Source organism: Streptomyces sp. NPDC048664 (assembly GCF_040650555.1).
GTDB lineage: Bacteria > Actinomycetota > Actinomycetes > Streptomycetales > Streptomycetaceae > Streptomyces.
The window spans coordinates 140,217-153,244 of the sequence record NZ_JBEZHK010000013.1; the positions used below are offsets into that span (position 1 = coordinate 140,217).

Consider the following 13,028-nt stretch of genomic DNA (forward strand, 5'->3'; position numbering starts at 1 on the left):
GGGTCAGGTCGTCTCTGTCGGCCGGGGTGGAGGTCAGTAGGGTCGGCCCGGGGCGCGGTACTGGCCTTCCGACCAGCCCGTTTCCCCGGACCGCCCTCCGAACCGGACGTGCCTGTTGGCCAGGCATCCGGCTCTCCACGAGTTCCAGGGGCTATCCGGCGACGGCCGGCTGCGCGCTGGTGCTCCATGGCGACGGGATCCGGGCTCCCCGGAAGCGGTATCGAGTGATCGTTACCGTGGCCGGGTTGAACAGCCGGACGCCGTCCTGCTCCGGCAACCAGGCACCAACCTGGTTGCCCTGGTAGCGGCGTTTGAGCTTCTTCCAGGGCACGCGTCGGTGCTTTCGACGTAACCATCCCCAGACCCTGTGCCACGTGTAGTAGCCCAGGTAGTTCAGGCTCGTCTTGGCTGACGAGTGCCGGAAGTAGTTCGCCCATCCCCGCAGCAGCCAATTCAGCTGCTGAAGCAGTTCATCGAGCGGTTGACTGATGCTCTGCCTACAGATCGCTTTCACCTTCCGGCAGACCGTCTGCATGGACGGCTTGCTGGGGTAGGTGTAGACGTACTGTTTGTGCGACTTCTTGCTCACGCGCCGCTGGATGCGGAACCCCAGGAAGTCGAACCCCTCGTCGATATGGGCGATGGTCGTCTTCTCCTGCGACAGGCGCAGGCCGACCTGCTTCAGCACCTCCGAGACCTCGCTCTTCAGCTCCTCGGCGTGATGCCGCGAGCCGTGGATCAAGATCACGAAGTCGTCCGCGTAGCGGACCAACCGGCAGGTCGCCCCGCCGAGTCGTCGGTGCCGCATCCGTTCCGATCCTGTGCGGCCGGTCCTCTGCCAGAGCCGGGCGAAGTGCTCGTCCAGCACCGACAGGGCGACGTTGGCCAGGAGCGGCGACAGAATCCCCCCTTGGGGTGTACCGGCGAAGGTGTCCCTGTTGACCAGATCCCTCGAAAGGATGCCTGACTTGAGGAACGCCTTGACCAGGCGCAGCACGCGCTTGTCCCCGATTCGTTCGCGCACAAGGCCCATTAGGGCCGCGTGGTCGATTTCGTCGAAGCACGCCTTGATATCACCCTCCAGGACCCAGTCATAACCCCGGGACGTGTAGTAGTGAATTTCGGCGATCGCGTCGTGTGCTCTTCGGTTGGGACGAAAGCCGTACGAGTACGGCTCGAAATCCGCTTCGAAGATCGGCTCCAATACGATCTTAAGAGCCGCCTGCACCACCCGGTCCGCGACAGTAGGAATGCCCAGCCTGCGCTTCTTGCCGTCGCGCTTTGGGATGAGCACCTCCCGTACGGGAGCCGGGCGGAATTCGCCGGACTTCAGGGAGGCCCTCAGCTCGTCGAGGAAGGATTCGACGCCCTGGCTGCCCTCAATTGCAGTGACAGTCCTGCCGTCGATCCCCGCCGAGCGGGCCCCCTTGTTTTCCCTGACGCGACCCCACGCAGCCAGCAGCGTTGCGGGGTCGCAAACGAGATTGAACAGATCATCAAATCGGCGCGACCGGTCGTCGGTCGCCCACTGGTGCAGCTTGCGTTGGATCCTCAGTACCCGTCCCCAGACCGCATCCGGGTCCGGTGACGGTGCAGCGGTGTTCACCCCTGGCCTCCTGCCCTTCCAGTCCGCGAGCTGCGAACTCGCTGCCCCCCTTCGCCATGTGGACGGCTTTCCCGTCCTCGGACTACTACGAGGGCTCCGCCCCGCTCAAGGGCCGTCAGCCGACAGTGGGCCTGCCCGCGGCCACGTTGGAAGCGTGGCCGGTAGGGCGACCCCAGAGCGGTTCCCGTGTTCACCGTGATTCGATCGGCGGGGGCGGCATCCAGCTTTCTCCCGACAGCATCGCCATGGCTACGCCGCAGACATTCACCATGGCCTCCGTATCCAGACCGGACGAACGAATACGGAGTCGTCGGCACACTCGACAACAACCGACGCGCACTGCATACCGGCCCATATCCACCAGGTTTTGAGCCGGGCCATGTCTTACGGGAGGTCATCCACTGGTTCACTTTCGTTATACCTATCCGCCTTGCTAGCCGGACCCGAGCTGTCTGGTAGTTCCAACTCGTCCCGTCGTTGTCAGGGCTGCTCCTGCCCTTCCCGGCACTTCCCGGGTCGGACTGCCCTCAGCTTCAAATCACCCTGCTGCGACAGGGTGATCGAGAAGGTCTTGCACCTCCTTCGAAATCACGGTGCTTCACGGCGCACGTCCAGCTGCATGGGCACGTTGATGTACTGGGCGGCGACCCAGCCCTTCTTGCCCTTGTGGGCGCCGGACTTCACGGTGACGTAGCCCCAGGCGCCGGGCTTGCCGTTGTCGCCCTTGTTGCACTGCCAGTAGACGTCGGTGCCCTTGGAGAGCTGGCCGGTGGCGGTGTAGCCGGTGCCGGGGCCGGTGCGGAACTTCACCGTCGTGTACACGTCGGTGTTGAGCTTGATCTGGTGGGTGCAGGCTCCGCTGCCGACGGTCGCGGCGCTGGCGGTGGAGGCGGTGGCGACGGCTCCGCCGAGGAGCAGGGCGCCGGTGGTTGCCACGGTCGCGACGCGGCGGGTGAGGGTGTGCATGTGCGGCTCTTCCTGGTGTCGTCGGCCGGAATTCCCTCGCCCGTCTGACTTCCTCATCGCGGTGCTGATAGGCAGTGAGAGGGGCGAAGAAGATTGGGAACGTGACAGGTTCGTCTTCGTTCCGGACTCGATCTTCTTTCTGTGCCGAGGAGTTGACCAGGCTCGGTTTATTCCGTGAATCCGCGTTCCGGAACGGCGGGGTCAGGTATGAGCCGTTCCGGAATGCGATGTGCAGGAAGAGGAATTACAGGAAGCGGTATTTCCGGGAATGTGCAGCGCGGTCAGGCCGCGGTGACCGAAACGGCGAGGGCCCCGATGACCATGTAGGGGCCGAAAGAGACGTGTGTGCGGCGGGCACGGCCGACTGCCATCCGCGCCACCTCCAGGACCGCGCCGACGACGAAGCCCGCGGCTGCTCCCCAGAACAGGGCTGTCCAGCTGCTCCAGCCCAGGAGCGCCCCGATGGCCGGTGCGAGCTTGACGTCTCCGATCCCCATGGCGCCGGTGAACGCGATGAGGAGGAAGACGGCGGTGAGCACGGCAGCAGCGGCGGCCGCGCGGCCCAGACTCCCGGGCTCGCCCGCCACCTGGGCCGCGGTGAGCAGGAGGAACGTCCCGCACAAGGCGGGGAGGGTGAGCACGTCGGGGAGCCGTTGCACGGCGACGTCGATCAGGGCGAGTGCGACACCGCATGCGGCGATCCAGTATTGGGCGGCGGCGAACCAGTCGCTCGCCCCACCCGCCGCGATCACGGCGAACGCCACGGCGGCTGCTGCCTCCGGCGTGAAGGCGTGCGGTCCGATCGCCTGTGCGCACGCCGGGCAGCGCCCGGAGGCGGGCAGTACCGGGAGCCGGCGTCCGAGGACGGCGCTGCCGCAGTGCGGGCAGTCACTGCGTGCGGACGCGGCCGCCGGGACGGAGCGGGCGAAGACCACCTGGCGTGCCGCAGCGCCGGCCAGCGCTCCGACGGCGGCGATCAGGGCAACGCTGAGGACGGACAAAGGAGACTCCTACGTGCAGCCCGGCCTCCCCGTGACGGGCCGGTCGGACTCGACCTTACGGCCCGCCACGACGACTCCCACCGGCCCGCCTCCACGGGTCCCCTGCTGCCCTGAGCGCCGGGCCCGGCGGGAACTGATGGCACGTACCGTCGTACGGCCGCAAGCTCATGCTCCCCGTGAGCCGGCGTCGAGCGTTTCCGCCAGGCTGAGCGCGGCCAGGACCTGCACCTGGCCCTCTGCCGGCTTGAGAGTGCCGGCCGCGGTCGCCTCGGCGACCCGGGCCGCGTGTTCCAGCGCCATCGCCACGCCGGTCGGTTCCTTGTGCGCGGTCAGCCACTCGAAGCCCGCGCGGAGCGCGGCCGCGAGGTCGCCGTCGTGGTCCTCGGGACCATTCGTGGTTAACGCCCGGAGCCACAGGTCGGCGTGGGACTGCACGATCGTGTCGAAAGGCCGGTAGTCCGTGACGGTGCCACACCTGCCTCCCGCTCCGTCGGCGCCGCGCCGCCCGGTCCAGTTGCTTGCCAGCCACCGGTGGCGATGGCAGACCTCAAGCCGGTAGTCCACCGGCCGGTCCCGTGCCCGGGTGCGGCGTTCGACGACGACGGTCGACGGCGCGGTGCATGTGGTGATCTGGCGCAGGACCGGCACAGCGGAACTCCTCCTGGTCGCGAGTGGAGTTCTGATCATGACCAGGGGAGGGGCGCGCCGTAGTCCATGATTGGGCGCTACGGCTGTGACCCGGCTCTCACTCTCCGGCCGGACGGTGCAGCACGAGAGGGATTTGGCGAGCGGCAGTCACTCCCGGATGTCACTGGGGGCCATGTCGTCGCGCAGTCGCAGGTAGCGCACCGGGTGGCGGTGTCGGCCCAGGTCAAGCGCTGTGTCGGTGTCGACTTCGGCGATGTGCTCGGGCACGACGGGCTGGAAGACCAGCAGCTCCTTCGTTCCCCAGCCCGCCGAGAACTCCCGGCCCCACCAGGGGTGCTCGGCTCCCGCCGGGCGCAGGACCGCACCCAGCTCGATCGCCGCCGTGCGGGACAACGGTGTGGAGCGGGCGATCAGCCGGAGACGGCCGGTCGTGTCGAGCCGGCCGAGCAAGAGGCTGCGGGGGGCGTGCGCGGTGCCAGTGACCGCACCGATGATCCCTTCCGTCGTCATGCGCGTTCTCAGCTTCAGCCACCCGCGCTCCCCGGGCCGGTACCGGGAGCCGGAATCCTTGATCATGAGGCCCTCGACGCCGGCTGCTCCCCAGGCCGGATCCAGCCATGTGCGGGCCTTTGCGGCGTCGGCGGTCTGTGGGCACAGCGCCCAGGGCGCTGCGAGCTCCAGGGACGCGAAATGGCTCTCCAGTGCCCTCCTGCGCTGATGCAGGGGCTGGTCCATGAGGACGGCGCCGGAGACCTCGAGCAGATCGAAGGTGATCAGGTGGGCGGGCTGATCGCGGGCGGCGCGCTCTGCCCGGGTCCCGCGGAGCCGGGCTCGGTGCTGAAGGGCCGTGAAGTCCAGCCTGCCGTCGCGCCAGACCACCAGCTCGGCGTCGACGACTGCCTCGACCCCGAGCGCGGCCGCGGCACGGGCGATCTCCGGGAAGGCCGGGCGAAGGTCGGCGCCTCGCCTGGACTGGAGGTACAGCTCGGGACCGGTGAACACAAGGACACGGAACCCGTCGGCCTTCTGCTCGAAGAGCATGGGCCTGGGCCCGGACGGCGGCAGAGTCGTCACGGAGCGTGCCAGCATCGGCTCGACCGGCGGTGAAAGGTGCACCCGTCCAGTCCTACGCTCTTCGCACCCCGCTCGCCCGCGCGCAGTCTGTCTCCGATGACCGTCTGGGGCAGGGGTAGGGGGCGGGCGAGACCCGGGGAGCACGCTGCCGCAGGCCCGAGAGCCCTATCGCGGCGACCGCACCGCCGTGGCCTCGGCACCGCCTTCACCCGAGCCGACCTCCTGTCGCGGCAGCCGGATGGCTGGTCCTCGGTGTCCGAAACTCGCATGTTCGAATTAATGTTCGATAGAGTCGAAGCGGAGGTAGTCGGTTAGTGCCGGTTTGGGGGTATTCGGGCGGAGGGTGGCATGCGCGGAGGGCTTCCTCATCTGCATGTGGCGAGCGGGTTTTCGGCCCGCTACGGCGCCTCACATCCAAGCGATCTCGCCGCCCGGGCCGCCGAGCGCGGCATCGGGACGCTGGCGTTGACCGACCGGGACATGGTCACCGGGACCGTCCGTTTCGCGAAGGCCGCCGCGGCCGAGGGGATCCGCCCGCTGTTCGGTGTGGATCTCGGGGTCGCCGCCTGCACTCCCGCCGCTCCGGCCGCCCGCCGCCGCACTCCGGTGCGGGGCGGTGCGCACGTGGCCGAAGCGCCGTTCCGGGCGACCTTCCTGGCCCAGGACCCCGACGGGTGGGCGCGGCTGTGCCGGCTGGTGTCCGCCACTCACGCTGCCGCGTTTGCCGCCGGTGCTCCGCCGGCGGCGTCGTGGGAGCAACTGCGCCAGTACGCGGGCAGCGGCCTGGTGGTGATGCTCGGCCCTGCCTCCGAACCGCTGCGCGCCCTCTCTGCAGGCCGTGCGGACATCGCCGAACAGCTCCTGGAGCCGTGGCGGCAGGCCGCGGGCGAAGGCCTGCGGCTGGAGGTCGTGTGCTGGGGCCTGCCCGGGACCGGACCCGGCTCCGTACGCCTTGCCGCGCACACCCTCATGCTTGCCGACCGCCTCGCCATCCCGGCCGTCCTGACCAACGCCGTCCGCTACGCCGACCCGGGCCAGCACCGGATCGCGGACGTGCTGGACGCCGCGCGGCTGCTACGCCCGGTGGACCGGCGACGGCTGGACTGCGGCGAGCGCTGGCTCAAGCCCGCCAGCGACATGACGGCGATCGCACAGCGGGTCGCGGCGGCCACCGGTGCCGACGGCCGGCGGGCCGAGCGCCTCCTCGCCGACACGCTCACCGTCGCCGACGCCTGCACCCTGGACGCCGTACGGGACCTCGGGCTGGGCACCCCGCATTTTCCCGAGCCCGAAGTGGTGGGTGCGGAGCCGGTGCCGGGCGGCGCGATGCGACTGCTGCGGCAGCGGTGCGAGGCCGGGATGGTCGCCCGCGGCCTCGACCTCGACCGGCGCGCAATGGACCAACTGCACTACGAGCTCGGCATCATCGGACGGCTCGGCTACGAGGCCTACTTCCTCGCCGTCGCTCAGGTCGTCGCCGACGTCCGCGCGATGGGCATCCGGGTCGCCGCGCGCGGCTCCGGTGCCGGCTCGATGGTCAACCACGCGCTTTTTGTGGCGACCGCAAACCCTTTGTCGCACTCTCTCCTTTTTGAGCGTTTCCTGAGTGAGCGGCGAGCCTCGCTCCCGGACATCGACATCGACGTCGAATCCGCGCGCCGACTGGAGGTCTACGACCGGATCATCGCCCGCTTCGGCACAGAACGCGTCGCAGTCACCGGCATGCCCGAGACCTACCGCGCCCGCCACGCCTTGCGCGATACCGGCCTCGCACTCGGCCTGCCGCCGACCACCGTCGACCGAATCGCGAAGTCCTTCCCCCACATCCGCGCCGCCGACATCCGCGGAGCACTCGCAGAACTCCCGGAACTGCGCGGCCTGGCCGCGGAAGCCGAGAACTTCGGCCCGCTGTGGGAGCTCGCCGAGGGCCTGGACAAGCTGCCGCGCGGGATCGCCATGCACCCCTGTGGCGTGATCCTCTCCAACTCCACCCTGCTGAACCGCCTGCCCGTGCAGCCCACGCCCGGTGGCGAGTACCCGATGGTCCAGGCCGACAAGGAAGACGTCGAGGACCTCGGCCTGCTCAAGCTCGACGTCCTGGGTGTGCGGATGCAGTCCGCGATGGCCCACGCGGTGAAGGAGATCCGCCGCACGACCGGCCGGCAGATCGACCTCGACAACCCCGACCACGTCCCCCTCGACGACCGGTTCGCCTTCGCGCTCATCCAAGCCAGCGACACCGTCGGCATGTTCCAGCTCGAGTCGCCCGGCCAGCAGGACCTGGTCGGCCGCCTGCAGCCCCGCGGCCCCCAGGACGTCATCGCCGACATCTCCCTCTTCCGCCCGGGACCAGTCGCCGGCGGCATGCCCGCCCTCTACATCGCCGCCCGCCACGGCGCAGCACCCACCTACCCCCACCCCGACCTCGAACCGGTCCTCGCCGACACCTACGGAGTGACGATCTGGCATGAACAGATCATCGACATCTTCGCCGTCATGACCGGCTGCGACCGAGCACTCGCCGAAGTCGCCCGCCGCGCCCTCGGCGACGAAGAGCGCCTGCCGAAGATCGAGTCGTGGTTCCGGAAACTGGCCGGCGCCCGCGGCTACACGCACAGCGTTCTCGACGAAGTCTGGGAGATCGTCTCGTCGTTCGGAGCATACGGATTCTGCCGTGCGCACGCCGTCGCGTTCGCCGTCCCCGCCCTTCAGTCCGCGTGGCTCAAAGCCCACCACCCCGCCGCCCTCTACGCCGGCTTGCTGGAGCACGACCCCGGCATGTGGCCGCTGCGCGTCATCGTCGCCGACGCCCGCCGCCACAACGTCCCCGTCCTCCCCGTCGACATCAACCACTCCCAGCCCGCGTACACGGTCGAGGAGACGCCGGACAGCTGGGGCGTGCGGATCTCCCTGTCCTCGGTACACGGCATCAGCGAGGACGAGGTCGTCAGGATCGCCGCCGCACAGCCCTACACCTCGCTCCAGGACTTCTGGGCCCGCGCCCGGCCGAAGCTGCCGACCGTCGAACACCTGATCAGGATCGGCGCACTCGACCAGTTCAAGGGAGAGGCGTCACGGCGGGACCTGCTGCTGCAGGCGACCGAGCTGCACCGCCAGACCCGCACCCGCCCCGGCACCGGCCAACTCCCGCTTGACACCACTCTGGTGACCGCCGGCCCGGCCGGGCTGAGAGAGATGACCGCCCGCGAGAAACTGGAGGCCGAGCTCGGCGTACTCAAGATCGACGTCTCGCGCCACCTCATGGAGGACCACCACCGCCTCCTGCGCGAGATCGGCGCCACCGACGCCGCCCACCTCAAAGCCATGCACCCGGGACAGAAAGTCCTCGTCGCCGGCGTACGGGCGTCCACCCAGACCCCACCCATCGCGTCCGGGAAAAGGATCATCTTCGTCACCCTCGAAGACGGCTCCGGCCTGGTCGATCTCGCTTTCTTCGAGGACTCCCACGAGCAGTGCGCCCACACCATCTTTCACAACGGACTGCTCCTCGTCCGCGGCACCGTCGAAGCTCGCGGTCCACGCCGCACTGTGGTCGGCGAGATGGCCTGGGACCTCGACTCCCTCGCCACCACCCGCGCCACCCACGGGCCCCAGGCCGTCCTCGACATCCTCGGCCAGACCCCCGCACCCACACCCGCCCAGCCGACACCGGCACGCACGATCCCCGACGGAACCGCTGGCGCGCGGCTCCACCCCTACGCGGACCTCCAGCCCGCCGGCACCCGTTCCGCCGACCTCACCCGCCTGGGCCACCGGAGCCAAGGGAGCGCAGGTTGAGCAGCACACCGCCGGTTTACCGCCCCCGCGCCATCGTCCGGATCCACTTCCATGCGCAGCAGCGCAGCGAGGAGCTGTTCGCACAGCTGTTGGACGTGCTGGGCGGCATCAGCCCGACCATCGAACCTCTGCCCGCCGACTGGTCCGCCTACATGGACGTCACCGGCTCCTTGCGATTCTGGGACCGCGACGTCGAAGGCCTGGTCGCGGTGATCCGCCTGCGCCTGCTCGCACTTCACGGCGTGCAGAGCTCGGCGGGGGCGGGTCCCACGCGGTCGATCGCCGCCATGGCGGCTGCCCTCACTCCGCCCGGCGCCGCAACCATCGTCGGCGCCACCCCTTACGAGATCGCCGCGTTCCTCCGCCCCCAGCTGGCCCCCGCGCTTCCTGGAGTTGGGCCCAAGACGGCCAAGACGCTCGCCCGCTACGGCATCACCACTGCCGGGGACGTCGCCGACACCGCGCCCGCAACCCTGCAACGGATCCTCGGATCCGCCGCCCGCCAGATCCAGGACTTCGCCCGCGGCATCGACGAACGCCCCGTCGTCCCCGCCGCCGCTCCCCGTTCCCTGAGCGCGAGCCACCGCTTCGACCTGGATGAACTCGACACCGACCAGCACCAGCGCACCGCCCTGGCCCTGGCCGAGGACCTCGGCGAGCGCCTGCGCAAGGCCTCCGAGATCGCCCAGGCCCTCACGCTCACCGTGACGTACGCCGACCACACCCACACTGTGCGCACGCGGACGCTCGCCGAGGCCACCGCGCATACCCCCGCCCTGGCAGGAACCGCCCGCCAGCTCGTGGCTGATCTCGGTCTCCAGCGTGCCCGCGTCCGCGGGATCGCCCTGCGCGCCGAACGGCTCCGCCCGGCCGCCCACGCCACCCACCAGCTCACCCTCGACGACCGCGACGAAAAGCTCCACCGGCTGGAAGCCGCCCTCGACCGGGCACGCGCCCGCTACGGTCCCGGCGCCGCCGGGGCCGCCTCCGCCTTCAAAAGGCTCACCACGTCCTGATGGCGGATCCCACGGGCCGGGTCAGCACCCGTACTTGTCGAGCACCGCCCGGGTCGCTCGGTCGAGCGGGCGCAGCGGATGCGTGCTGCCGTCCTCGGCTGGCCCCAGGCGCAGCGTCGTCCCGCCGGTCACCGGCGTGACGGTCAGCACGCCGTCGTCGACCATGGCCTGGACGGCATCGTGCCGGTAGGGGCTGGCGGCGAGGCATCCGTTCGCGTACTGCCGGTCGTAGCGGTCGTACGGGCCGGCGAAGTAGTAATCGGCGACGGGACCTTGGCTCTGCCACACCGTGAAGGCGATCACCGCCGCGGCGATCCCGGGGAACAGGGCCTGGGGTCCCGGCGGGGTGATCAGCTTCGGTCCGTGCCGGTAGATCAGGGCTGTCCCGGTGCAGGCGATGAGGCCGGCCGCCAGGAACAGCAGCGTGTAGTGGGACAGCAGGTCGGCGCGCTGCCCGAAGGTGAGCGGGAGTCCGGTGCACGCGAGCACCAGCCAGCCGAGCCCGGCCAGTGTCGCGCCCTGGTAGCCGTTGAGCTTGGCCGGCCACTTCGCCCGGTCCGGCACCAGCTGCTGCTCGCGTCCCACCCAGCGGCCGGCGCCGCGCAGTCGTCCCGACTCCGGCGCTACGCCGTCTGCCCGGTGCGCGACGAGGAGAGCGAGAACCGCGTCGCCGAAGGCGAGGGCCCTGGCGTGCACGGCTGACCGGTCGCTGCTCAGCTGGTTGAACTCGGCCTCCCGGCCGGGCTGGATCCGCGTACCCGTGGCCCCGCCGCGGGGAAAGGCACGGTTGAGGGGATGCCCCGGGTCGGGAAACCCGGGCAGTGTGGGCGCCGTGCGCCCACCGACGAGCAGACTCGCGTCCGGGCTGCCCGTCCGGTCAGGGATGTACGACTCGTACAGCCGGTTCACCTGCCGCTCGCCGCGGAGGCTGGCCTGCAGTGCCTCGGCCTGGTCGATGACGGCGGCCAGGAGAGGGTCGGACGGGGCGCTGCGCATCTGTACGAGGGCGGCGTTCCGGGGGATGGCCCGCCACACCCCGCCGCGCCGGTCCAACACCTGGTCCTTCCACACATCGCGCAGGAACGGCCAGACGCGGGCGACCGGCAGCCGCCGGGGCGGACGCCGGTCGGTGAGGTGCGCGCGCAGCAGCGCGCTCGCGCTGCGCAGATAGTCGGTCTCGGCAACGTTGGAGATCGCCGCGGCGGTCGTGCGCTGCCCGCTGGGAACGTCCTGCACGCGCTGGGCGGCGGCCCGGGCCGCGTCGCCCTGGGCGCTCAGCTCGGCGATCGCCCGGTGCCAGCGGCTGCTCACCGGCCGCCCCCCTTCTGTACCCGGTGTGGTGTCGCCCTGAGGCTACCCGCATGGTCCGACACGGCATTCTCCCCGGCTCGGGGGCGTGCCGGCCGGGGAGTTGGGGGAGCTGGACGTTCAGGCGGCTACCGGTTGGTGGGACCAGTTCAGGTCGACGTGGGTGGCGCCCTCGCGGACGACGATGGGGCCGTGCTCCTTCTCCAGCCGGCGGTATTCGTTGCCGCCGGAGTTGGGGTTCTTGTACCCGGCCCACTTGCCCAGGTCGGTCTGCGACAGGGCCACGCCGGCGGCTTGGTGGGCGACGTAGATCCGCTCGGCCCGCTGCCGCTGGGTGAGGTTCTTCGGCAGCACTGAAAGGTCGATGTCGATGCTCAGCCGCTCCCGAGATTCTTCGTCTTCCTCGTCGTGCGGCGGAGTGTCGTGCTCGGGGTCGGGCTCCTCCTCTTCTGCATCCTCGTCACCGGGGGCGCCGCCGCCCGGTACGGGCTCCTCGTCGGGCTGACCGGTGGGCGAGGCCGTCGCGGTGGGCGCGGCAGGTTCTTCCTCAGGTTCGGGGTCCTGCTCTGCTTCCGGTTCGGGAACGGCCGCAGGGCGCGGCTCGACCGCCACGGCCGGCACCGGGGCCTCCTGCGTGGCCGCCTCCTCTTCCTGCGGCGTGATGACCGCCGCGGACGCCGAGGCAGCGGGTGGGGCCACTGCGGCCACCGGAGCCTCTTCGGCCTTCCCAACGGCGGACTTCGGGGCGCTGGCCAGCGCGTTGACCGGCACCGCGCCGACCGCGGCGGTGTCCACGATGGCGGCCGAGTCGGCGCGCTCCACGGTCACCTCGGCCGCGGCGGCGACCGGTCGGGGGCGCTGGGAGCCGATCACGCGGACGTTGTCGACGGTCGCCAGGAGCTCGGTCCGCCACGCCTTCCACATCTTGACCGGCGCGCCGATCGGCCAGGGCAGCCACAGCAGCAGGCTGTAGGCCCGCTCGCTGTCGGCCTTGCGGCGCTTCTGCCGGCCCATGATGACCTGCTCGATCTTGTACAGCAGCATCTCGAGCAGGATCGCGTACACCAGCGGCGGGACCACCGCGAGGAACGCACTGCCGGCTCCCGACCCGGGGGCGTGGAGCAGGTTCATCGCCGCCGAGGCCGACACGAAGGCGAGCAGAAGGATCCGCGTGATCGCTGAGGACCGCAGCGTCAGGGCCTCGAAGAAGCGGATGAGGGAGAGGCTGAGGGCACCGGCGTCCAGGAGCAGCGCGAAGCCGGTCGCCGCGTCCCAGTCGCCGCCGTTGTGCGCGTGGGCGTACTCGCGCTGCGCCCCGAAGGAGAGCCAGGCAGCGATACCGGCGAGCACGAACATCATCAGACAGCCGATACCGAGCGCGATCACCGCGAGGCGACGCTGCCAGGCGTTGCGGCGCTGGAGGGCGAGCGCGGCGCGCTCCTCGGTGGTGGCGTTCTGCTCCGCGGCCCTGCGGCGGCTGCCCAGCAGCAGGGCGACGGTTGTCGCGGTCCCGATCCCGGCCACGGCAAGACCCGCGGACAGCGCCCACTGGAAGGTGGTCATCGGCGGCCCCCTTCCCTGGAGCGTGCCGCGGGGATGGCGGGCCCGGCG

9 protein-coding genes are annotated in these 13,028 nt (G+C 70.4%); 2 read left to right on the forward strand and 7 right to left on the reverse strand.

Annotated elements, in window-relative coordinates; all coding sequences use genetic code 11:
- Positions 1–151: 151 nt before the first annotated feature.
- The 5 genes from ltrA to AB0C59_RS16980 form a co-directional block, all read right to left on the reverse strand.
- Complete coding sequence (gene ltrA, locus AB0C59_RS16960) at positions 152–1,606, reverse strand: group II intron reverse transcriptase/maturase (RefSeq protein WP_363005154.1); 1,455 nt, start codon at positions 1,604–1,606, stop codon at positions 152–154.
- Between the two features lie 588 nt (positions 1,607–2,194).
- Positions 2,195–2,572 (reverse strand): SH3 domain-containing protein, encoded by a 378-nt coding sequence (locus tag AB0C59_RS16965; protein ID WP_363005156.1) that lies wholly within the window; start codon positions 2,570–2,572, stop codon positions 2,195–2,197.
- A gap of 281 nt (positions 2,573–2,853) precedes the next feature.
- Entirely contained in the window at positions 2,854–3,573 is a 720-nt protein-coding gene (locus AB0C59_RS16970; RefSeq protein ID WP_363005158.1) for an A24 family peptidase, read from the reverse strand.
- Between the two features lie 165 nt (positions 3,574–3,738).
- A complete protein-coding gene (locus tag AB0C59_RS16975; protein WP_363005160.1) occupies positions 3,739–4,221 on the reverse strand; it encodes a hypothetical protein in 483 nt (160 codons plus the stop codon).
- Positions 4,222–4,368: 147 nt separating this feature from the next.
- A complete protein-coding gene (locus AB0C59_RS16980) occupies positions 4,369–5,310 on the reverse strand; it encodes an ATP-dependent DNA ligase (protein WP_363005220.1) in 942 nt (313 codons plus the stop codon).
- A 333-nt stretch (positions 5,311–5,643) separates the two neighbouring features.
- On the opposite strand from AB0C59_RS16980, the gene dnaE reads away from it, so the two are divergent.
- Together dnaE and AB0C59_RS16990 are read left to right on the forward strand one after the other, a co-directional pair.
- The gene (dnaE, locus tag AB0C59_RS16985; RefSeq protein WP_363005162.1) at positions 5,644–9,093 is read left to right on the forward strand and encodes a DNA polymerase III subunit alpha; all 3,450 of its coding nucleotides are present in this window, start codon (positions 5,644–5,646) and stop codon (positions 9,091–9,093) included.
- Positions 9,090–10,109 (forward strand): helix-hairpin-helix domain-containing protein, encoded by a 1,020-nt coding sequence (locus tag AB0C59_RS16990; protein ID WP_363005164.1) that lies wholly within the window; start codon positions 9,090–9,092, stop codon positions 10,107–10,109. Before dnaE ends, AB0C59_RS16990 begins: the two co-directional genes overlap by 4 nt.
- 21 nt (positions 10,110–10,130) lie before the next feature.
- On the opposite strand, the gene AB0C59_RS16995 is transcribed toward AB0C59_RS16990, so the two are convergent.
- A complete protein-coding gene (locus tag AB0C59_RS16995) occupies positions 10,131–11,420 on the reverse strand; it encodes a hypothetical protein (protein WP_363005166.1) in 1,290 nt (429 codons plus the stop codon).
- Between the two features lie 117 nt (positions 11,421–11,537).
- Positions 11,538–12,980: a DUF2637 domain-containing protein gene (locus AB0C59_RS17000; RefSeq protein WP_363005168.1), complete on the reverse strand. Its 1,443-nt coding sequence runs from the start codon at positions 12,978–12,980 to the stop codon at positions 11,538–11,540.
- Positions 12,981–13,028 lie beyond the last annotated feature (48 nt).

Coding starts and splice junctions, on each gene's coding strand:
- AB0C59_RS16965 (WP_363005156.1), bottom strand. CDS start 2,572: ATGCACACCCTCACCCGCCGCGTCGCGACCGTGGCAACCACCGGCGCC.
- AB0C59_RS16980 (WP_363005220.1), bottom strand. CDS start 5,310: ATGCTGGCACGCTCCGTGACGACTCTGCCGCCGTCCGGGCCCAGGCCC.
- dnaE (WP_363005162.1), top strand. CDS start 5,644: ATGCGCGGAGGGCTTCCTCATCTGCATGTGGCGAGCGGGTTTTCGGCC.
- AB0C59_RS17000 (WP_363005168.1), bottom strand. CDS start 12,980: ATGACCACCTTCCAGTGGGCGCTGTCCGCGGGTCTTGCCGTGGCCGGG.